Raw genomic sequence first — 19,330 nt, forward strand, 5'->3', positions numbered from 1 at the left:
ACAACCGTACCACGACCCGAGATCGAGAACACGTCTTCGATCGGCATCAGGAAGGGCTGGTCAACCGCACGCTCGGGGGTCGGGATCCATTCGTCGACAGCGGCCATCAGCTTCTTGATGGATTCTTCGCCGATTTCCGGATCACGGTCTTCCAGCGCGGCCAGGGCCGAGCCGGGGATGACGGGGATGTCGTCGCCGGGGTAGTCGTAGGAGGACAGCAGTTCGCGGATCTCCATCTCGACCAGCTCGAGCAGCTCTTCGTCGTCAACCTGATCGACCTTGTTCATGTAGACAACCATGGTCGGGATGCCAACCTGACGGCCCAGCAGGATGTGCTCGCGCGTCTGGGGCATCGGGCCGTCGGCCGCGTTCACAACCAGGATCGCGCCGTCCATCTGCGCCGCACCGGTGATCATGTTCTTGACGTAGTCGGCGTGGCCGGGGCAGTCGACATGGGCGTAGTGACGCGCTTCGGTCTCGTACTCGACGTGGGCGGTCGAGATGGTGATCCCGCGGGCCTTCTCTTCGGGCGCGCCGTCGATCTGGTCATAGGCCTTGAAGTCGCCAAAGTACTTCGTGATCGCCGCCGTCAGCGTCGTCTTGCCGTGGTCAACGTGACCGATCGTGCCGATGTTTACGTGCGGTTTGTTGCGTTCAAACTTTGCCTTACCCATATCGCTTGGCGCCCTTTTGTGTTTTGGGGTCTGCCGACCCACGGTTTCCTATCTGCGGGCGGCAAATATGCGCTTCAAAGAGGAAAATCAAGCGCGTCGTTACCGCTGCCCTCGACGGGCCCGGTTCAGCCCTGAACCGCGGGCACCGTCGGCGGAACGACACCTTGGCTCTGCGGTATGAGTTCGTCGCGCGGAACGGTGGCCGAAGTTGCCGCACCGGCGCGCGGTTCGAACCATCCGCGCTCGGCTTTCATCTCGACCATCCAGTCTTCGATCTGGCGCACCGCGTTCTCGGCAAGGCCCTGCATCTGCTCTTCCTTGCTGCGTTGATGCCCCGATCCAACAAGGAAGGACTCCCCGGTCGTGGTCTCCAGAACCGTGAACTGCTTGACCTCGGGGTTCAGCTTGGCATTCGCCGCATCGTCCCAGACCGTCACATTGATGATCAGCGCCGATTTCGGCGAATAGATCAGCGGCACCCCCGGAGGAGCCAGCATGAAGCCCTCGACGCTGATGCCGAAGTGATACAGCTGGTTTCCCTCGTAACGGCCAAAGCGCCGGGCGACCGCCGGTCTCAGCACGTCGACCCATTCATCGCCGGTGGCCGCGCGCGAGACCGGGCCGGTCCGCGCCTTGTCGGCGATGACGACGTTATGGCCAAGCCGGAAGGCGCCCAGATCGGCAAGCGGTTCATTGGCCAGCGGAGTTGTGGTCGCACAGGCCGAGATCATCGTCAGGGCGCAGAGCAGAGTCATCAGTCGAAGCATTGAACGTCTCTTTCGGGGTGGTTCGCATTTGTACTGTCAGCGCCAGATAGCCCGCCGGGGCCACCGAAGCAAATCAAGACGCCGAAACTGCACGGCTGATGCACAGATGGTGTACAGGTGCTGTACAGTTGTCACCCCCCGGTAAACCGGTTGTCTCGGGGAAATCCGCGCGGCGCCATGCGGCCGGTCCCGGCGCGCTTGCCGATCCATTCCGACAGCTCGGTCTGGGTGCGGGTCCGGCCCGCCGGGTCGAGCCAGCTGAGCCCCGCCTCGAGCAGGAAGCTCGTCGCATCGCTGAGACCGCCATCCTTGTACTTTTGCAGGCGGACGCCTTTGCCGCGGCCCATCTCGGGCAGTTCCTCGGCCATGAAGACAAGCACCTTGCGGTTCTCGCCGACCACGGCAATCGCATTGCCGGTCAGCGGCGTGCAGACCTTGGCCTTGACGTCGCCCTTGACGTTCAGGACCTGCTTGCCCGACCGGGTCTGAGCAACCACTTCGGATTCCGGCACCACGAACCCATCGCCCGCCGATGACGCCACCAGCAACCGGCGGTCCGGCACGTGGATGAACAGATCGACGATCTCGGATTCATTGGGCAGGTCGACCATCAGGCGCAGCGGTTCCCCCATCCCCCGCCCGCCGGGCAGGTTCGAGGCGCTGAGCGTGTAGAACCGCCCGTTCGAGCCGAAGACCAGCAGGCGATCCGTGGTCTCCGCATGGAAGATGAAACGCGGCCCGTCGCCATCCTTGAACTTCAATTCGCGTTCGAGGTCGATATGGCCGGTCATCGCGCGGATCCAACCCATCTGCGAGCAGACAACCGTGATCGGTTCACGGTCGATCATCGCCTCAAGCGGAACTTCCTCGACCTCGCCGGCCTCTTCCAGACGGGTGCGGCGCGCACCGCCGGGATAATCCTTGCCGAACTGCTTTTTGGTGGCGCGCATCTGATCGGCGATCTTGGCCCATTGCAGCTCTTCACTGCCAAGCAGATCCTCAAGGTCGGCGCGTTCCGCCATCAGCGCATCGCGTTCACGCACCAGCGCCTCTTCCTCGAGACGGCGCAGGCTGCGCAGGCGCATGTTGAGGATGGCTTCGGCCTGAACGTCGGACAGCCCGTTTTCACGGCCAGCATAGCTTCGCGGAATGCCTTCGGGCGCGGTTTCGGCCAGAACGCCCGGCGCGGCGGCCTCGAGATCCTGCACCAGGGTCAGCGAGGACACATCGACCCCAAGCAGAGGCGACACGTAATCGCGTTCAGATGTCGCCCGGGCAATCGTCTGCTGGTGCGGACGGCTCCAGTCCTCGTACATCAGCGCGGCCTTGGGATCGTCATCATAGCGGATGATGTCGATCACGCGGTCGAGGTTGAGGAAGGCGGTGATCAGGCCCGAGAGCACTTCGAGCCGGTGATCGATCTTGCGCATCCGGTGGCGTGACCGGCGCAGCAGAACCTCCTGGCGGTGATCGAGGAAGGCGCGCAGCACCTCTTTCATCGAGCAGACCTTGGGCGTCACGCCGTCGATCAGCACGTTCATGTTCAGCGAGAACCGCACTTCGAGTTCCGAGTTGCGGTAAAGCATGCCCATCAGAACCTCGGGATCGACGTTCTTTGACTTGGGCTCGAGCACCATGCGGATGTCATCCGCGGATTCATCGCGAATATCGGCCAGAATCGGAATCTTCTTGGTCTGAATCAGGTCGGCAATGCGCTCGATCAGCTTGGATTTCTGAACCTGATAGGGAATCTCGGTGACCACGATCTGCCACTGGCCGCGCCCCAGATCTTCGATCTCGTAGGTACAGCGCAGCCGGAACGAACCGCGCCCGGTGCGATAGGCCTGTGCAATGCTCTCGGGCGGTTCGACGATCACGCCACCGGTTGGGAAATCCGGCCCCGGCACGTAATTGAGCAGCGTATCATCCTGCGCATTGGGCGTGCGGATCAGGTGCAGACAGGCATCGCAGAGTTCGGCAATGTTATGCGGCGGAATATTCGTCGCCATCCCAACCGCGATGCCGGACGACCCGTTCGCCAGCAGGTGCGGAAATTCAGCCGGAAGCACGACCGGTTCGGTCAGCGTGCCATCGTAATTCTCGCGGAAATCGACGGCATCCTCGTTCAGCCCGTCAAGCAGCGCCTCGGCCACCACGGTAAGGCGCGCTTCGGTGTATCGGCTGGCGGCCGGGTTGTCGCCGTCGATATTGCCAAAGTTTCCCTGCCCGTCGACCAGCGGGTAGCGGACGTTGAAATCCTGCGCCAGTCGCGCCATCGCGTCATAGATCGCGCTATCGCCATGCGGGTGGTAGTTGCCCATCACGTCGCCGCTGATCTTGGCGGATTTACGGAACCCCCCGGTGCTCGTCAGGCGCAGCTCGCGCATCGCGTAGAGGATTCGCCGGTGCACCGGTTTGAGCCCGTCCCGCGCATCCGGCAGCGCCCGGTGCATGATCGTCGAGAGCGCATAGGTCAGGTAACGCTCGCCAATCGCGCGCCGCAGCGGTTCGGATACCTGCCCGCGGTCGTCGGGCTGCTTCATGTTGGGGTCATCGACGGGATCACTCATATATGGGGTGGTACAATGGCAAATGAGCCGGGTAAAGGCGGTGCTTGACCTTATCCACAGGCGAAAGCGGCGATCCTTTCGAAACAGCCCTCCTGTGTTTTTTATACCGCACAACGTGTCCCGAATCGTCGTTTTGCAGTAGGCTGATTGGAACCGAATGCTGCTTTTCGGGGTATTTCACAAAGTTACTAGTTTTTAGGGGGTGTTCAGTGCCTAAGTTTATCATTGTCTCATTTGGCCTTATGGCCTGGGTTTTCTACGAGCTGAGCGGCGGTGCCGATTTCAAGCCGCCACATGCAGGTGAGGCGTTGATGGCACAGGCTCAGACAACCACTGCTGCCCCCACGGCATCTCCCTCCACGAAATCCTTACTGAAAAAGGTTCGCGAAGAGCGCGCACTGCAGGCGTCCCAGCCTGCCAAGACCGAAAAGGTCGCGATCGCCAAGACGCCAGCGCCCGCCGGGAACCCGATGATCCAGCCCGCTTCGCTGAAGGTTTCCGAAGAAGCGTCCAACAGCCTGCGCGGTCTTTCGCAGTTCGAAGGTGAACCGCTGAGCCAGTACAATGTTGCCTCGCTGCGTGCGGTAAGCGCCACGTCGGACGCAATGGTCGAGCAAGCGGCTGTTCGCCCCGCCCCCAAGCCCGAAGCCGACCTGCGCGAGATCGTCGCGACCCGCGTGAACATGCGCGCCGGGCCGGGCACGGACAATGATATTGTCGACCGGCTTGATCGTGGTCACACGGTTGAAGTGCTGGAGAACAACGGCCGTGGCTGGCTGCGGCTGCGCGCCCTGCCCGAAGACCGGGTCGGCTGGATCGCTGCACGGCTCGTTTCGACCGCGGACTGACGCGAAAGCGTATCGGGCGAACCCCTTTTCGATCACTTCCGGCCATTGCGCCTGCCCGTATTGCAACGCATGACTTGCGCGAATTATCGTGGGCGGGACATGCAGAAATCCATTTTGATTACGGGGTGTTCCTCAGGCATCGGTCTGGACGCGGCGCACACCCTGCGCGACAGGGGATGGCGGGTCTTTGCCTCGTGCCGGAAGCAGGCGGATTGTGACGCGCTGATCGCCAAGGGCTTCGAGTCACCGCGGCTTGACTATTGCGATACGGCAAGCATCGCCGAAGCCATGGACAGCGTGCTGACCGCCACCTCGGGTCAGTTGGATGCGTTGTTCAACAACGGCGCCCATGCGCTGAACGGCGCGGTCGAAGATCTGCCGACCGACGGGCTGCGCGATATCTTCGAATCGAACTTCTTTGGCTGGCACGACCTGACACGGCGGGTGATTCCGGTCATGCGGCGGCAGGGACACGGGCGGATCGTCCAATGTTCCTCGGCGCTGGGTCTGACCTATATGCGATGGCGCGGGGCCTACACCGCGACCAAACACGCGCTCGAAGGGCTGAGCGATGTGATGCGGATCGAATTACGCGACTCGGGTATCGACGTCATCCTGATCGAACCGGGACCGATCACCACCGCCTTTCGGGAAAAGGGTATCCCCTATTTCGAGACCTACATCGACTGGCAGAATTCGCCGCATCACGACGCCTACGAGGCCGGACTGGTCAAGCGCATGTATAACCCATCGGGTCCAGACCGGTTCGAGCTTCCCGCCTCGGCGGTCACGGCGAAACTGGTGCACGCGCTTGAAGCGACACGACCGCGCCCCAGATACTACGTCACGACCGCGACATATATCGCGGCCTATCTTCGGCGTGTGCTCAGCACCTCGATGAGCGACCGGGTCATTTCGCGCCTGTAGCCTGCGCCAATTTGGGATTCGCAAACCGGCGGGTAACAGGATAGGCACCTGACAAGTTCTACCGAGAGGATGCGATGTCTCCGTTATATATAATTATCCTTGTCATGCTTGGTGCCGTCGTCCTCGTTCTGGCCATCGGCATCGGCGGATTTGCCAAGGGCGGCAAATTCAACGCGAAATACTCTAACAAGATGATGCGTCTGCGCCTGTTGCTCCAGTTCGTGGCGGTGCTCCTCATCCTGCTGTTCATCTACCTGCGCCAGTCCGGAGGCTAATTCATGGTTGTTCTGAACAAGATCTACACCCGCACCGGCGACAAGGGGCAGACGGCGCTTGGCAACAATGTGCGCGTCGACAAATACGCGCTTCGGGTCGAATCCTATGGTACCAGCGACGAGTTGAACGCGCAGGTTGGCGTCGCACGTCTACATGCCGATGGGGACGTCGACGCGGCGCTGATGCGCATTCAGAACGACCTGTTCGACCTTGGCGCCGATCTTTGCCGCCCCGATATGGCGCTGGATGCGCAATCCGAATACCCGCCCCTGCGGATGGTGGATGCGCAGGTCGACAGGCTTGAGGCCGAAATCGACGCAATGAATGCCGACCTCGCCCCGTTGCGCAGCTTTGTCCTGCCCGGCGGCACCGCCCTGTCCGCCTATCTGCATGTCTGCCGCACCGTCGCGCGCCGGGCCGAACGGCTGGCCGTGGAACTTGCCGCCAGCGAAGAGGTTAATCCGGCAGCGATCCGCTATCTGAACCGGCTCAGCGATTGGTTTTTCGTGGCCGCGCGGCATGTGAATGACAACGGGGAGAAGGATGTGTTGTGGGTGCCGGGCGCAAATCGCTGAAAATTGCGGAATAAAATTCCGCATAGCGAACAAAAGATAGCGCTCCCATACTTGCAAGAAGACGCCAAAGCGGCGAAAACGCGGCGTCGTTGGCTGTAACATGACGATTTTGCACTGTTTCCGACCCGTAACGCCCGTTATCAACTGCGGGGATGATTCAAATCGGGGCCGATTTCTCGGCTCGAAAGACCAAGGAGAAAACCGCAGATGAAGGTACTGGTACCTGTCAAGCGCGTGATCGACTATAACGTGAAAGTCCGAGTGAAATCGGATGGCAGCGGCGTCGATCTGGCGAACGTGAAGATGTCCATGAACCCGTTCGACGAGATTGCCGTCGAAGAGGCCATCCGCCTCAAGGAAGCCGGCAAGGCAGAAGAAATCGTCGCCGTCTCCATCGGTGTAAAGCAGGCGCAGGAAACCCTGCGGACCGCTCTGGCGATGGGTGCCGACCGCGCGATACTCGTTGTTGCGACTGATGACGTGCATAACGACATCGAACCGCTCTCCGTTGCCAAGATCCTTGCCAAGGTCGTCGAGGAAGAGCAGCCCGGTATCGTTCTCTGCGGCAAGCAGGCGATCGACAATGACATGAACGCCACCGGCCAGATGCTTTCCGCACTGCTCGGCTGGTCGCAGGGTACTTTTGCCTCCGAGCTGGACATCGACGGCGACAAGGCCGTCGTGACCCGCGAAGTGGACGGCGGTCTGCAGACCATCAAGGTCAACATGCCGACCATCATCTCGGTCGACCTGCGTCTGAACGAGCCGCGCTATGCGTCGCTGCCGAACATCATGAAGGCGAAGAAAAAGCCGCTGGATGAAAAGACGCCCGAGGATTACGGCGTTGATATCTCCCCGCGTCTTGAAATCGTGAAAACGACCGAGCCCGAAGCCCGCGCCGCTGGCGAAATGGTGCCTGATGTCGACACGCTGGTCGCCAAACTCAAAGAAAAGGGAATCGTGTAATGGCTGTTCTTCTTCTCGCAGAAGTCACCGATGGCGAACTCGCGATGGACGCCACCGCCAAGGCGATGACCGCTGCCAAGCAACTGGGTGACGTGACCATTCTCTGCTGTGGCGCCTCTGCTGCCGCAGCCGGTGAAGCCGCCGCCAAGCTGGACGGGGCTTCCAAGGTTTTGGTTGCCGAAGATCCGTCGCTGGGTCACCGCATGGCCGAAACCACCGCAGCGCTGATCGTGTCGCTGGCCGATGACTACGAACACATCGTCGCCCCCGCCACCACCGACGCCAAGAACGTGATGCCCCGCGTCGCAGCCTTGCTCGACGTGATGGTGATCTCGGATGCTTCCGGGGTAGTTGACGGATCGACCTTTGAACGCCCGATCTATGCCGGTAACGCGATCCAGACGGTCAAATCCGCGGATGCGAAAAAAGTCATCACTTTCCGTACCTCGACCTTTGACGCGGCTGGCGAAGGCGGTTCCGCCTCGGTCGAAACCGTCTCGGCGGCAGAGAACCCCGGCTTGTCCGAATGGGTTGAAGACAAGGTTGCCGAAAGCGACCGCCCCGAGCTGACCTCGGCTGGCGTTGTCGTCTCCGGCGGCCGGGGCGTTGGCTCCGAAGAAGACTTTGCCCTGATCGAGAAACTGGCCGACAAGCTCGGCGCCGCCGTTGGTGCGTCGCGCGCAGCGGTCGACTCGGGCTTTGCCCCGAACGACTGGCAGGTTGGCCAGACCGGTAAGGTCGTGGCCCCCGATCTTTATGTCGCAGTCGGCATTTCGGGCGCAATCCAGCACCTTGCGGGCATGAAGGACTCCAAAGTCATCGTGGCCATCAACAAGGACGAAGAAGCGCCAATCTTCCAGGTTGCGGATTACGGCCTGGTCGCGGACCTTTTCGAAGCCGTTCCGGCGCTGATCGAAAAGCTTTAAGTTCCCGTTAAAGAATTGTGGAAAGGCCCGTCGTTCAGGCGGGCCTTTTTCTTTGTGCCCCGGATATGAGCACCCGGCGCAGTTCCTTGGCGATCCGATGGTGCGTCGCCTGCCCGATCATGTTCGCCGCCGCTTCCTGTTCGGCCATGGCGAAAATCATCGCGTTCATTTCCTGTGCCTCCGAGGCCGGTTGAACTGGAATCTCGACCACCTGCCGCAGGTGCGGCTTGAGCTCGGCCACCATCGCCCCGTCCACGAGAAACGGGTTATGCGTGGCCTCACCAAACCCCGACACGGTTTCATAACGCAGCCAGAGCAGGATCGGCCTGCGTGCGAACTGACGCAGTAAGAGGTGCATCCGACTCACCCAAGCCTGTTTCAGCTCGTGCGAAATCAGGGAGAACCGGCGCGGCGACACCTGCTGAAGACTGTGCATCATGTGGTTGGTAAAGGCGAAATCGGTAAAATCGACCTCGGGAAAGAGTTCGGCCAACACGGGGGTCGGTTCGAGGAACCGGTCATTGCGCCGGGGATGAACCCGGAAGAACCGATTGGTCAGGTTCTGCGCGCCCATTGCCTGAATGATCGCAAGATCGGCCTGTTTAGCGATGCGGATCAGGTCCGGGTCCTGCAACAGCGCATCAAGCCCCGAATTCGGCGACCCGAGATTGACACAAGGCATGCCGATCGACTTTTCAAGCAGAGAGGCAAACGGATATTTCACGAATTTACCGAACGTCTCGCTGTCGCCCATCGCAACCATATACGGCGTGTCGAACTGCCGCACCGGTCCGCGGCATTGTAATCTGGAAGCCCCGTATTGGCACGCTTCTTCACCGGGCGCATCTGCGCCAAAGGTCTGAAAACTCATAACACCCACCAAAATTTCTTTCACCCGGTCCAAGGTATGAAGCAAAGCGATTGCCAAAATCCTAAGAGACCAGATCTAAATATTTTTCTCCGGCGGTGGCCCCTTGTCCCTGCCCCGCCCGCCCAGCTAAACTCGGTCAGCAAAATCAGGGAAAGATGCGATGGCTATTCAGACAATCGGGGTGATCGGCGCAGGCCAGATGGGCAACGGAATCGCGCATGTAATGGCCGTCGCGGAGTACGATGTGCTGCTGACGGACGTGTCGCAGCAGGCGCTCGACAAGGCACTGGAGACCATTCGCGGCAACCTTAGTCGCCAGGTGTCGCGCGGCAAGCTGGAAGAGAGCGTGATGGAAGCCTCGCTCTCCCGCATCAAGACGACTCTGCAACTGGCGGACCTTGGCCAGTCCGATCTGGTGATCGAGGCCGCGACCGAACGGGAAAGCGTCAAGCGCGCGATCTTTGACGATTTGCAGCCGCATCTTCAGGACCACACGATCCTGACCTCAAACACCTCGTCAATCTCGATCACCCGTCTGGCAAGCCGTACAGACCGGCCTGAACGGTTCATGGGGTTCCACTTCATGAACCCGGTGCCGGTGATGCAACTGGTGGAACTGATCCGGGGCATCGCCACCGACGAACCGACCTACAAGGCCTGCCTTGGCGTGGTCGAACGGCTGGGCAAGACCGCTGCCTCGGCCGAAGATTTTCCCGCCTTCATCGTTAACCGCATCCTGATGCCGATGATCAACGAAGCCGTCTATACGCTCTACGAGGGCGTCGGTAATGTGAACAGCATTGACGAGGCGCTCAAGCTGGGCGCGAACCACCCGATGGGCCCGCTCGAACTGGCCGATTTCATCGGGCTCGACACCTGCCTTGCAATTATGAACGTGCTGCACGACGGGCTCGCCGACACGAAATACCGCCCCTGCCCGCTGCTGACGAAATACGTCGAAGCGGGATGGCTGGGCCGCAAGACCCAGCGTGGATTCTACGATTATCGCGGCGAAACCCCGGTCCCGACGCGCTAAGCGCGTCAGTCGGTCAGTGAAAGCGTGTGATTGCGCAGCCAGGCCATAAAGCCGCGCGGATCATCGGCGAAACCGTCAATGGTTTCCTGATCCAGCGGCTGCCCAACAATCGGCCCCTGCGGCTTGTTGAGCGCATGGACGATTTCATGCAGCAACAGCCCCTGCCGCAGGATCGGCGACAGCTTGTTGGCGATCTGGTAAGCGCGAGAGTTGGCGCCGGGGAACTTCATCGGCACGACCGTCGCGCCTGAGCGGCGGATCAGCTTGGCGGTAAAAACGTTCCACTCGGCCTCGATGGCCGGGCCGAACCAAGTCTCTGACGCCGCGACGACGCCCGACGGGAAGAGCGCTACAACGCCACCGTCCTTGAGATGCGCCATTGCGCGGGCGCGCATCTCGACACCCTTGCGCTGCGCTTCCGGATCGTGCGGGAAGGGCACGGGGATCATGTAACTCCCGGCTTCCTCATCGATCGCCGTCAAGAGTGAGCGGGTCAGGATGCGGTAATCAGGCCGGACCTGCCCGATCAGATCGGCAAAGATCATACCGTCGACCATGCCATGCGGGTGGTTCGCCACCACAATGACAGGTCCTTCGGACGGGATACGTTCAAGTTGGTGCTGCGGAGTTGTCAGGTCGATGCCCATCACATCAAGACAGGCCCGCCAGAATTCCTGCCCCCGCGGTGCACCGCGCCGTTCAAATTCGCGGATCAGCCGAACGATGGTCAGTTTGCCGGTACAGAATTCAATCGCACGGATCAGGTTCGCTTTCCACGGGTCGTCGAATGTCGTTGCATAGGAAAGCGTGCTGCGGTCGTATTTCTTGAAATCAACCGTCTGTTCCGCCTCTGCGCCAGCGCTGCCATTGGGCACCACGCCGCGACCGGCAGGTGAAGTGTTGTGAAAACTGTCTACCACAGGCTATCCCCACCCTGTATCAACAAAATCGTCCGGTCTGCGTCAGAAACCTTCGCCGAACTTATCCGCCACCAGTGCCTCGATCGCCTTGGCAAGTGCCTCAGCATCAGGTCCGGATGTTTCCACGTCAATAGTCGTTCCGCGGGAAGCTGCCAACATCAAAAGGCCCATAATGCTGTCACCTGATGCAGCAAGGCCATCCCGCGACACCTCGGCCTGCGCATCGAAGGATTCCACTACTTCGACGAGTTTGGCCGATGCGCGCGCGTGCAGCCCTTTTTCATTGACGATCTTCAAGGTCAGCTGCGTCATCTTCTGCGGGAGCCTTTATTCGGGACTGACATTTTGCGTGTTGATGTATTTGCGCCCGGCATCCATTGCGATACGCACCGCATCGCCAACGGGCAACTGGCGACTTTTGGCCAGTTTCAGCAGCATCGGCAGGTTCGCGCCGTACAGGATCCGGCGATTGACAGGGCGGCAGGCCAACAGGCTCAGGTTGGAGGGCGAGCCGCCGAACAGATCGGTGACCATCACGACACCGTCACCCACGTCCACCGCATCCGCCGCAGCGCAGATTTCCTGCTGCTTGGCGTCCCGGTCGTGGTCCGCTTCGATAGAGACAGCGATCATGCCGGGCTGCTTGCCTACGACATGCTCGATGGCGGCCAGATACTCCTTGGCCAACCCACCATGCGCCACGATTACGATACCGATCAAACCTTACTCTCAGTCGCCAAGCGGCCCTGGTCGAGCTCGCGATGCCTAATTGACACTTGCTGCCCCCCCTCTGCAAGAGCCTTGGCGAGGCTTTCCGCAAGGGCGACAGAGCGGTGTTGCCCGCCCGTGCAGCCAAAGGCAATCGACAAATGCGATTTGCCTTCATCTACATAGGCAGGGAGAAGCATTTTTGTAAGGTCCAGCACCTTTTCAAAGAAGGGTTCGAACCTCGGGTCATTCGCAATATAGTCCGCAACCCGTGCGGATCGCCCATCGAGCCCGCGGAGATCGGGCTGCCAATAGGGATTGTTCAGGAACCGGCAGTCGAAAACCATATCGATCCCGCGCGGCAGGCCGCGCTTGTAGGAAAAGGAATGGATGGATAGCGCCAGTTCACGCTTTTCGTTCGGTGCAAAGAGACGGGCGATCTCCGCCCGCAGCTCATGCACGTTGAATTCGGAGGTATCGACAAGCGTATCCGCCCGCTCGCGAACCGGTGCCAGCAGGTCCATTTCCCGCGCAACGCCAATATCGGGACTTTCCGCCGGGGCCAGCGGGTGACGACGCCGCGTTTCCGAGAACCGGCGCAGCAACACGTCGGACTGGCAGTCGAGATACAGAACGGTCAGATCGATCTCGCGCCGAGCGGCGAGCGCATCGATCACATCCAGCAGACCCGAGGTCGAGAAATCACGATTGCGCGCGTCGATGCCCAGCGCCAAGGGACGTTCCGCCCCCGGACCTTCGAGCAAGCGCGGCACGAGGCCCAGCGGCAGGTTGTCGATGGCCTCGAAGCCCAGATCTTCGAGCACGTTTATGGACGTGGACCGTCCGGCACCCGAGGGCCCGGTGACCAGAACCAGTTTCGATGGCTGCGGCTGCGTCAGCATGGCTTATCTTCCTGTCGTCCGGCCTTGAGGAGTTGCAGCACGGACGCGGCAAAGTGAGGCGATTTCACCGCGTGAAGCAAGGGGACAGAGTGCCCCAGCAGATCAATTTTTCGATTGTGAGGCAGGCGTTCCGTTTCTTCGTGATCAAGATCGACAGCCCAGGCAACCTGGGCCTGCGCCACGGTCTCGGCATGCAAGATGCCGACACCCCGTGCCTCAATCAGGCCGCGGATCGGGTCAGGGCAAGAGGCGATCAGGTCCGACGGGGAAGAGGAAAGCGCCGTCCGGTCATCCGCGACGAGCTTGCAACCATAGGCCATCAACTGCAGGGCAAGACCCGACTTACCGGCACCTGACGCCCCGAGGATCAGCAAGGCCCGATCGTGCCAGGACACGCAGGACGCATGGATGATGATATCGGATGGGTGCTCCACCTCGGAGCGGGCGGATCAGACCGGCAGGCCCACGACAAAGCGTGCGCCCAGCGGGTCAGACGTGATGTCGGCCTGCGTCGGCCGGATGTTCTCGGCCCAGATTACTCCGCCATGTGCCTCGACGATCTGTTTCGAAATCGCCAGACCAAGACCAGAGTTATTGCCGAAATGCTCTTCGGGCCGCTGCGAGTAGAACCGTTTGAAAACCTTGCTCAGCGCCTGATCGGGAATGCCGGGGCCGGTATCCTCGACCACGACCAGCACCCGGTTTTCGCGTTTGCGCACCCAGACACGGATCGCGTCGCCTTCCTCGCAGAAAGAAATCGCATTGGTGATCAGGTTGACGAAAACCTGCGCCAGACGCGCCTCAAGCCCCTGTATGACGATGGGGCCGGGCGGCAGGTCGGTGATGTAATCGACGCCCTTCGCCTTTGCATCCTCGCCTAGATACTGGTTGAGGTTTGAGAGCATCGACAGGAGATCGAAAGGCTCTTCTTCTTCCTTGACCAGTTCGGCATCAAGCCGGGAAGCGTTGGAGATATCGCTGACCAGCCGGTCAAGCCGGCGCACATCATGTTCGATCACATCCAGTAGCTTTTCGCGCTGATCGTCGCGCTTGACCATGCGCAGCGTGCCGACGGCGGATTGCAGGCTTGCCAGCGGGTTCTTGATTTCATGGGACACATCGGCCGCGAACTGCTCGTTGCCGTCGATCCGGTTGTAAAGCGCCGACACCATGCCGCGCAGCGCCCGCGACAGGCGCCCAATTTCATCCGGGCGTTCCGACAGATCGGGGATACGCACGCGGCCCGGCGACATCGCGCGGGAATTGCGGTCGCGGTCAAGCTCGGCCGCCTCCGCCAGATCCGCAAGCGGGTTCGCGATGGTCGACGCCAGCACAAGGCTCAGACCGATGGAAACGAGGATCGCGATAAGGAACATCTGCAGCACACGCTCGCGTCCGCTGCGCACAAGCGCGTCGATTTCACCTGAACGGCTGGCCATCGCGACGACGCCAATGGCGCTGCCCTCATGTATGATCGGCGCCATCGCGGACAGAACCGTGCCGCCGACCGTATCGAGCCCGGTTTCCACCATCATGCCGTTTTCTACCGTGGGCTGCACCGCCTCGCGCAGCTGGTCTTCAAGGCTGCGGATGTCGGCAACCTCGTTCGGTGCGAAAATCGAAGTGGCCGCATTCCAGAGTTTTGACAGACCGTCCGTCAGCACCGTCCGCGAAGAGGATTCCTGGGTAAGCGCGGTGAGCGTTGCGCTCTGGTCCGATCCCTTGGTGCGGCCCACCAGCCGACCGGAGATATCGAAAACCAGCACCTCTACCCCGTTGCGAAGGCTGAGAAGTTCCAGCGTCTGCTGGACCACAGGATCGTTGCGGCGCGCGAAAGAGGCCTGATCAAGTTCCCCGATACGGGCCTCGAAAACATTCGCGACAAGCCCGGTTTCCCCGGCAAGCGCATTGGCGCGCTGCACGATAAGACTTTCGCGGGTCTCGTTGAGATAGAGAATGCCGGCGACAAGGATGATTAACGCGATCAGGTTGAACATTACGATCTTACGCGTCAGGGGCGACCCCTTCAACGACAGAAGGTTACGCCGGGCGCGCTTGACCCGCAGTTCTTCGGCAACATTGTTGTTCGGGGCGACCCAATCGTCCCCCAGCACAACATCGCCCCTGCGATGGTTCGGCGTGGTGCCTGCGTCGCGCACGAATGTCCTTCCGGCGATGCTCATCCGAGCTGCTTATTCTTCGTTGTAGCGATAACCGATGCCGTAAAGAGTCTCGATGGCCGAGAACTCATCGTCGGCACTGCGCATCTTTTTACGCAAGCGCTTGATATGGCTGTCAATCGTACGGTCGTCGACATAGACCTGATCGTCATAGGCCACGTCCATCAGCTGATCGCGGGATTTCACGAAACCGGGCCGCTGGGCCAGTGCCTGCAGCAACAGGAACTCGGTCACCGTGAGAGAGACGTCCTTGCCTTTCCAGCTCACCGAATGGCGCAGCGGGTCCATGCGCAGATGTCCGCGCTCCATCACCTTGGCCTCGGGGCCGGTGCCGGTTGCGTCGCCTTCGACCGCGTCCTGGCGGCGCAGAAGCGCACGGATACGTTCAACCAGAAGGCGCTGCGAGAAGGGTTTCTTGACGTAATCGTCCGCGCCCATGCGGAGGCCGAGCACCTCATCGATCTCGTCGTCTTTCGAGGTCAGGAAGATGACCGGCATCTGGCTTTTCTGGCGGAGGCGCTGCAGCAGATCCATCCCGTCCATGCGCGGCATCTTGATGTCGAGCACGGCCATGTCGGGCAGGTTCTTGTTGAACGCATCCAGCGCCGCCTGACCGTCATTGTAAGTTTCGACTTCGAAGCCTTCTGCTTCGAGTGTCATGGACACGGATGTCAGGATATTCCTGTCATCATCCACCAATGCTATCTTAGACATAAAGCGCCCCTATTCTGCCCATTATATACTGTTTTTTTCCGCATACATTGCCGCTTTGCCCAACCGAATCAATCCTTAACTACGAATCATCACATCCTTTGAATGCGATTAGTGCAAAAAAACATTATGATTGGCTGAATTGTCGCATAGATAGCGCATGATTGTCGGTACCGAAATTCTTGGTTGCGCTAAACCTCGCCTTGGTTGCGCTAACTCAGCCAAACCCTTCTGTTCATGGATTAAACCGTCATGTTAAGAGGCCTTTACGACACGTTGTTTGGTGTCGGAATTGGGCCAGTGCCGCCAAAGGAGACAACACGATGACATCAGGACGGGTAAACCCGAATTTCCAGCTTGAAGACCAAGGTATCGAAGGTCTCGGCAATGTCTATTACAACCTGATGGAGCCTGCGCTTGTCGAAGCCGCGCTCAAGCGCGGCGAAGGTTCGCTTGGCAACGGCGGCGCCTTTCTGGTCAGCACCGGCAAATTCACCGGCCGTTCCCCAAAGGACAAACATGTCGTAAAAACCGAATCGGTGGTGGACAAGATCTGGTGGGAAAACAACGCCGAGATGTCGCCCGAAGGGTTCGACGCGCTTTACGCGGACATGCTCGAACACATGAAGGGCAAGGACTACTTTGTTCAGGATCTGGTCGGTGGCGCCGATCCGGCGAACTCGATCGATGTGCGGATGATCACCGAACTGGCATGGCACGGTCTCTTCATCCGCCACATGCTGCGCCGGCCCGACCGCGCCGACCTTGACGAATTCGTCGCCGATTACACCGTGATCAACTGCCCGAGCTTCAAGGCGAACCCGGAAAAGCACAACTGCCGCTCCGATACCGTGATCGCGATGAACTTCGACAAAAAGGTGATCCTCATCGGTGGCACGGAATACGCGGGCGAAAACAAGAAATCGGTTTTCACGCTGCTCAACTACCTGCTGCCGGAAAAAGGCATCATGCCGATGCACTGCTCGGCAAACCACGCGACCGGCAACCCGGTCGACACCGCCGTCTTCTTTGGCCTTTCCGGCACCGGCAAGACCACGCTTTCGGCCGACCCGGACCGCACGCTGATCGGTGATGACGAACACGGCTGGTCCGACCGCGGCACCTTCAACTTCGAGGGCGGCTGCTATGCCAAGACGATTTCGCTCAGCCCCGAGGCGGAGCCCGAAATCTACGCGACCACCAGCAAGTTCGGCACCGTCATCGAAAACATGATCTTCGACGAGGAAACCTTTGAGCTCGATTTCGAGGATGACAGCCTGACCGCGAACATGCGTTGCGCCTACCCGCTCGAATATATCTCGAACGCATCCAAGACGGCGCTCGGCGGGCACCCCAAGAATATAATCATGCTGACCTGCGACGCTTTCGGCGTTCTGCCCCCGATTGCGCGGCTGACCCCGGCGCAAGCGATGTATCACTTTCTCTCGGGTTTCACCTCCAAGGTGGCCGGAACCGAGCGCGGCGTGACCGAGCCCGAGCCGACCTTCTCGACCTGCTTCGGGGCGCCCTTCATGCCGCGCCGCCCCGAGGTCTATGGCAACCTGCTGCGCGAAAAGATCGCCCAGCACGGCGCGACCTGCTGGCTGGTGAACACCGGCTGGACCGGCGGCGCCTATGGCACCGGCAACCGGATGCCAATCAAGGCCACCCGTTCGCTGCTGACCGCCGCGCTGGACGGTTCGCTCGCCACCGCCGAATTCCGCAAGGATCCGAATTTCGGCTTTGACGTGCCTGTCGACGTACCGGGCGTGCCGCAGGTTCTGCTCGATCCGCGCCGCACATGGGGCAACCCCGAAGGGTACGACAAGCAGGCCGCCAAGCTGGTCCAGATGTTTGCCGACAACTTCGAGCAATACGTGCCCTATATCGACGATGACGTAAAAGCCTGCGCCATCGGCTAAGACCTGCCTCGAATTGACAGACGCCTCCCTTACGGGGGGCGTTTTGCGTTCAAGTGATCCACCCTGCGCTTGACATCACCTCGGTGCGGGCGTCACGTGAATGCATGCGTTTTCTAGCCGCCGCCCTGATCCTGCTGGCCCTGCCTGCCCAAGCCGCCGAAGACGGCCCGAGTTTCGATTCCGAGGTCCTCTCGATCAAGTTCGGCGCATTCTGCAAGCTGATGTCTGTCGGCGAGGTCCCCGCACCCGAAACCCACGCCCAAAAGATCGACCTTCTGCCCGAGACGCCGGAGATCCGTTGGGAAACGCGGGTAATCCCCGCCGCGCCAGGCATTTCCTTTGGCGTGCGCACGCAGACGCACAGCGATGACGTCCTGTCGCCCGTGCTCATTGAACTGATCCACCCGCCCTTTTCCGCCTCGGGTCAGAACGCCCAGCGATACGTAACGGTGCTAGGCGGCGAAGGCCCGTCAATCAACGCCTACAGCTTTGACCTGATGGAAGAGATGGTGCCGGGCGAATGGATTCTCTCGGCCTATCACAACGGCGAAATGCTTTATCGTGTGCCGTTTCAAGTTGTCCCGGCCGAAGAACTCCCACAGATCGCCGGCGGCTGCGAAGGCTACATGGGCGCCTGATTAAAGACCCAGACCACGGCGCACGAGGTTCAGCCCCGCAACCAGCAAAACCGCAAGGGTAATCTTGCGAAAGGTCGTCTGGTCGATCCGGTCCTGCAATTTGCCGCCGATCCACATGCCGATCAGCGCGGGCAAGATCAGAAGGGCCGAAAACGGCATGCTCTCGCGGTTAAGCACGCCGGAGCCAAGATGCGCGATCACAAGCGCAACCGCCCCCATGCCGTAAATCACCCCCTGCACCCGCATCTGGTCGGCCTTGGGCGTGTTCAGCGCGGTCAGGTACAGCACCGTGGGCGGCCCCCAGACCCCGGACATGCCACCGATGAACCCCGCAAAGGCCCCGACCCCGGCCTCAATCTTCTGGCTTGGCTCGGCAAGCGTCATGCGCACCCCGAAAAGCTGGATCAGCGCAAAAATCGACACCGGCACGCCCAGCATCAAAAGCATCGTCTGCGGATCGAGAAACCGGACCAGTTGAGCGCTGGCCAGAAGGAACACGAGGCCAACCAGCAGGAAAACCCGGAACCGCTTGACCGATTCCACCGCCGCCGCCCGGCCATGGCGCAGCGCCTGAAACCCGTTCGTCGCGACCGTTGGCAGGATCAGCCCGGCAAGCGCGATCTCGGGCGGCAGGAAAATACCAAGACCCGAGATCATGATCATCGGCATGGCAAAGCCCACCATGCCCTTTACAGTGCCCGCCACAAGCACCACGGCAAGGGCGAGAGCGAAGCTGGCAGGGGTCAGCAATTCGAAAATTATGTTCATTTCGCACTCATACCATTTGCCAAGTTAAGTGCACGGCCAAAATGCGCGCGCAATTTTTGAACACGCAGGCGTATGTGGGTGTATTATTGTTGCGCTGCACCTGCAAAGTGATTAGGACCAAGCAACACCAGCAAAGGAGCCGATT

Annotated in this window: 21 protein-coding genes; 9 read left to right on the forward strand and 12 right to left on the reverse strand. The window is 60.5% G+C overall.

Annotated features, from left to right (window positions below; genetic code table 11):
- The 3 genes from MF268_RS14325 to MF268_RS14335 form a co-directional block, all read right to left on the reverse strand.
- The coding region (locus tag MF268_RS14325) for a GTP-binding protein (protein WP_238371556.1) at positions 1–674 on the reverse strand (674 nt) is incomplete at its 3' end.
- A 125-nt stretch (positions 675–799) separates the two neighbouring features.
- Positions 800–1,441, reverse strand: a complete 642-nt coding sequence (locus MF268_RS14330; protein WP_238371557.1) for a hypothetical protein — start codon at positions 1,439–1,441, stop codon at positions 800–802.
- 131 nt (positions 1,442–1,572) lie between these two features.
- A complete protein-coding gene (locus MF268_RS14335) occupies positions 1,573–4,011 on the reverse strand; it encodes a DNA topoisomerase IV subunit A (protein WP_238371558.1) in 2,439 nt (812 codons plus the stop codon).
- A gap of 209 nt (positions 4,012–4,220) precedes the next feature.
- Here MF268_RS14335 and MF268_RS25410 point away from each other — a divergent pair, with 209 nt between their 5' ends.
- From MF268_RS25410 to MF268_RS14365, 6 genes are all read left to right on the forward strand, one after another.
- A complete protein-coding gene (locus tag MF268_RS25410) occupies positions 4,221–4,859 on the forward strand; it encodes an SH3 domain-containing protein (protein WP_238371559.1) in 639 nt (212 codons plus the stop codon).
- Between the two features lie 99 nt (positions 4,860–4,958).
- Complete coding sequence (locus MF268_RS14345) at positions 4,959–5,786, forward strand: SDR family NAD(P)-dependent oxidoreductase (protein ID WP_238371560.1); 828 nt, start codon at positions 4,959–4,961, stop codon at positions 5,784–5,786.
- 74 nt (positions 5,787–5,860) lie between these two features.
- Positions 5,861–6,061 carry a twin transmembrane helix small protein gene (locus MF268_RS14350; protein WP_238371561.1) on the forward strand — a complete coding sequence of 67 codons (201 nt, stop codon included), beginning with the start codon at positions 5,861–5,863 and terminating at the stop codon, positions 6,059–6,061.
- A gap of 3 nt (positions 6,062–6,064) precedes the next feature.
- Positions 6,065–6,637 (forward strand): cob(I)yrinic acid a,c-diamide adenosyltransferase, encoded by a 573-nt coding sequence (locus tag MF268_RS14355; RefSeq protein WP_238371562.1) that lies wholly within the window; start codon positions 6,065–6,067, stop codon positions 6,635–6,637.
- Between the two features lie 207 nt (positions 6,638–6,844).
- Positions 6,845–7,603, forward strand: a complete 759-nt coding sequence (locus MF268_RS14360) for an electron transfer flavoprotein subunit beta/FixA family protein (protein WP_238371563.1) — start codon at positions 6,845–6,847, stop codon at positions 7,601–7,603.
- The gene (locus tag MF268_RS14365; protein WP_238371564.1) at positions 7,603–8,529 is read left to right on the forward strand and encodes an electron transfer flavoprotein subunit alpha/FixB family protein; all 927 of its coding nucleotides are present in this window, start codon (positions 7,603–7,605) and stop codon (positions 8,527–8,529) included. Before MF268_RS14360 ends, MF268_RS14365 begins: the two co-directional genes overlap by 1 nt.
- Positions 8,530–8,563: 34 nt before the next feature.
- Here MF268_RS14365 and MF268_RS14370 read toward each other — a convergent pair whose 3' ends face one another.
- On the reverse strand, positions 8,564–9,400 hold the full coding sequence (locus MF268_RS14370) for a DUF6473 family protein (protein WP_238371565.1): 837 nt from the start codon (positions 9,398–9,400) through the stop codon (positions 8,564–8,566).
- Between the two features lie 160 nt (positions 9,401–9,560).
- Here MF268_RS14370 and MF268_RS14375 point away from each other — a divergent pair, with 160 nt between their 5' ends.
- Entirely contained in the window at positions 9,561–10,436 is an 876-nt protein-coding gene (locus MF268_RS14375; RefSeq protein WP_088633171.1) for a 3-hydroxybutyryl-CoA dehydrogenase, read from the forward strand.
- Between the two features lie 5 nt (positions 10,437–10,441).
- Here MF268_RS14375 and MF268_RS14380 read toward each other — a convergent pair whose 3' ends face one another.
- The 7 genes from MF268_RS14380 to MF268_RS14410 all read right to left on the reverse strand — a co-directional run bounded on the left by MF268_RS14380 (position 10,442) and on the right by MF268_RS14410 (position 15,860).
- Complete coding sequence (locus tag MF268_RS14380; RefSeq protein ID WP_238371916.1) at positions 10,442–11,314, reverse strand: lysophospholipid acyltransferase family protein; 873 nt, start codon at positions 11,312–11,314, stop codon at positions 10,442–10,444.
- An 84-nt stretch (positions 11,315–11,398) separates the two neighbouring features.
- Positions 11,399–11,668, reverse strand: a complete 270-nt coding sequence (locus MF268_RS14385) for an HPr family phosphocarrier protein (RefSeq protein WP_088633169.1) — start codon at positions 11,666–11,668, stop codon at positions 11,399–11,401.
- A 15-nt stretch (positions 11,669–11,683) separates the two neighbouring features.
- On the reverse strand, positions 11,684–12,076 hold the full coding sequence (locus MF268_RS14390) for a PTS sugar transporter subunit IIA (protein WP_238371566.1): 393 nt from the start codon (positions 12,074–12,076) through the stop codon (positions 11,684–11,686).
- On the reverse strand, positions 12,073–12,966 hold the full coding sequence (rapZ, locus tag MF268_RS14395; RefSeq protein WP_238371567.1) for an RNase adapter RapZ: 894 nt from the start codon (positions 12,964–12,966) through the stop codon (positions 12,073–12,075). The genes MF268_RS14390 and rapZ overlap by 4 nt, the downstream gene beginning before the upstream one ends.
- The gene (locus MF268_RS14400; RefSeq protein ID WP_238371568.1) at positions 12,960–13,361 is read right to left on the reverse strand and encodes an HPr kinase/phosphorylase; all 402 of its coding nucleotides are present in this window, start codon (positions 13,359–13,361) and stop codon (positions 12,960–12,962) included. Before MF268_RS14400 ends, rapZ begins: the two co-directional genes overlap by 7 nt.
- Positions 13,362–13,415: 54 nt before the next feature.
- Positions 13,416–15,125: a sensor N-terminal transmembrane domain-containing protein gene (locus tag MF268_RS14405; protein ID WP_420485440.1), complete on the reverse strand. Its 1,710-nt coding sequence runs from the start codon at positions 15,123–15,125 to the stop codon at positions 13,416–13,418.
- A gap of 33 nt (positions 15,126–15,158) precedes the next feature.
- Positions 15,159–15,860, reverse strand: coding sequence for a response regulator transcription factor (locus MF268_RS14410; protein WP_088633164.1), 702 nt, complete (start codon positions 15,858–15,860; stop codon positions 15,159–15,161).
- Between the two features lie 320 nt (positions 15,861–16,180).
- On the opposite strand from MF268_RS14410, the gene MF268_RS14415 reads away from it, so the two are divergent.
- Together MF268_RS14415 and MF268_RS14420 are read left to right on the forward strand one after the other, a co-directional pair.
- Positions 16,181–17,779, forward strand: a complete 1,599-nt coding sequence (locus tag MF268_RS14415; protein ID WP_238371570.1) for a phosphoenolpyruvate carboxykinase — start codon at positions 16,181–16,183, stop codon at positions 17,777–17,779.
- A 104-nt stretch (positions 17,780–17,883) separates the two neighbouring features.
- Positions 17,884–18,417 (forward strand): DUF3859 domain-containing protein, encoded by a 534-nt coding sequence (locus MF268_RS14420; protein ID WP_238371571.1) that lies wholly within the window; start codon positions 17,884–17,886, stop codon positions 18,415–18,417.
- Here MF268_RS14420 and MF268_RS14425 read toward each other — a convergent pair whose 3' ends face one another.
- The gene (locus MF268_RS14425) at positions 18,418–19,185 is read right to left on the reverse strand and encodes a sulfite exporter TauE/SafE family protein (RefSeq protein WP_238371572.1); all 768 of its coding nucleotides are present in this window, start codon (positions 19,183–19,185) and stop codon (positions 18,418–18,420) included.
- Between the last annotated feature and the right edge of the window lie 145 nt (positions 19,186–19,330).

Origin of the sequence: Heliomarina baculiformis, from assembly GCF_019966545.1 — a bacterium.
Classification (GTDB): Bacteria; Pseudomonadota; Alphaproteobacteria; order Rhodobacterales; family Rhodobacteraceae; genus Heliomarina; species Heliomarina baculiformis.

Coding starts and splice junctions, on each gene's coding strand:
- MF268_RS14330 (WP_238371557.1), bottom strand. CDS start 1,441: ATGCTTCGACTGATGACTCTGCTCTGCGCCCTGACGATGATCTCGGCC.
- MF268_RS14335 (WP_238371558.1), bottom strand. CDS start 4,011: ATGAGTGATCCCGTCGATGACCCCAACATGAAGCAGCCCGACGACCGC.
- MF268_RS14345 (WP_238371560.1), top strand. CDS start 4,959: ATGCAGAAATCCATTTTGATTACGGGGTGTTCCTCAGGCATCGGTCTG.
- MF268_RS14350 (WP_238371561.1), top strand. CDS start 5,861: ATGTCTCCGTTATATATAATTATCCTTGTCATGCTTGGTGCCGTCGTC.
- MF268_RS14355 (WP_238371562.1), top strand. CDS start 6,065: ATGGTTGTTCTGAACAAGATCTACACCCGCACCGGCGACAAGGGGCAG.
- MF268_RS14360 (WP_238371563.1), top strand. CDS start 6,845: ATGAAGGTACTGGTACCTGTCAAGCGCGTGATCGACTATAACGTGAAA.
- MF268_RS14365 (WP_238371564.1), top strand. CDS start 7,603: ATGGCTGTTCTTCTTCTCGCAGAAGTCACCGATGGCGAACTCGCGATG.
- MF268_RS14370 (WP_238371565.1), bottom strand. CDS start 9,400: ATGAGTTTTCAGACCTTTGGCGCAGATGCGCCCGGTGAAGAAGCGTGC.
- MF268_RS14375 (WP_088633171.1), top strand. CDS start 9,561: ATGGCTATTCAGACAATCGGGGTGATCGGCGCAGGCCAGATGGGCAAC.
- MF268_RS14385 (WP_088633169.1), bottom strand. CDS start 11,668: ATGACGCAGCTGACCTTGAAGATCGTCAATGAAAAAGGGCTGCACGCG.
- rapZ (WP_238371567.1), bottom strand. CDS start 12,966: ATGCTGACGCAGCCGCAGCCATCGAAACTGGTTCTGGTCACCGGGCCC.
- MF268_RS14410 (WP_088633164.1), bottom strand. CDS start 15,860: ATGTCTAAGATAGCATTGGTGGATGATGACAGGAATATCCTGACATCC.
- MF268_RS14415 (WP_238371570.1), top strand. CDS start 16,181: ATGACATCAGGACGGGTAAACCCGAATTTCCAGCTTGAAGACCAAGGT.
- MF268_RS14420 (WP_238371571.1), top strand. CDS start 17,884: ATGCGTTTTCTAGCCGCCGCCCTGATCCTGCTGGCCCTGCCTGCCCAA.
- MF268_RS14425 (WP_238371572.1), bottom strand. CDS start 19,185: ATGAACATAATTTTCGAATTGCTGACCCCTGCCAGCTTCGCTCTCGCC.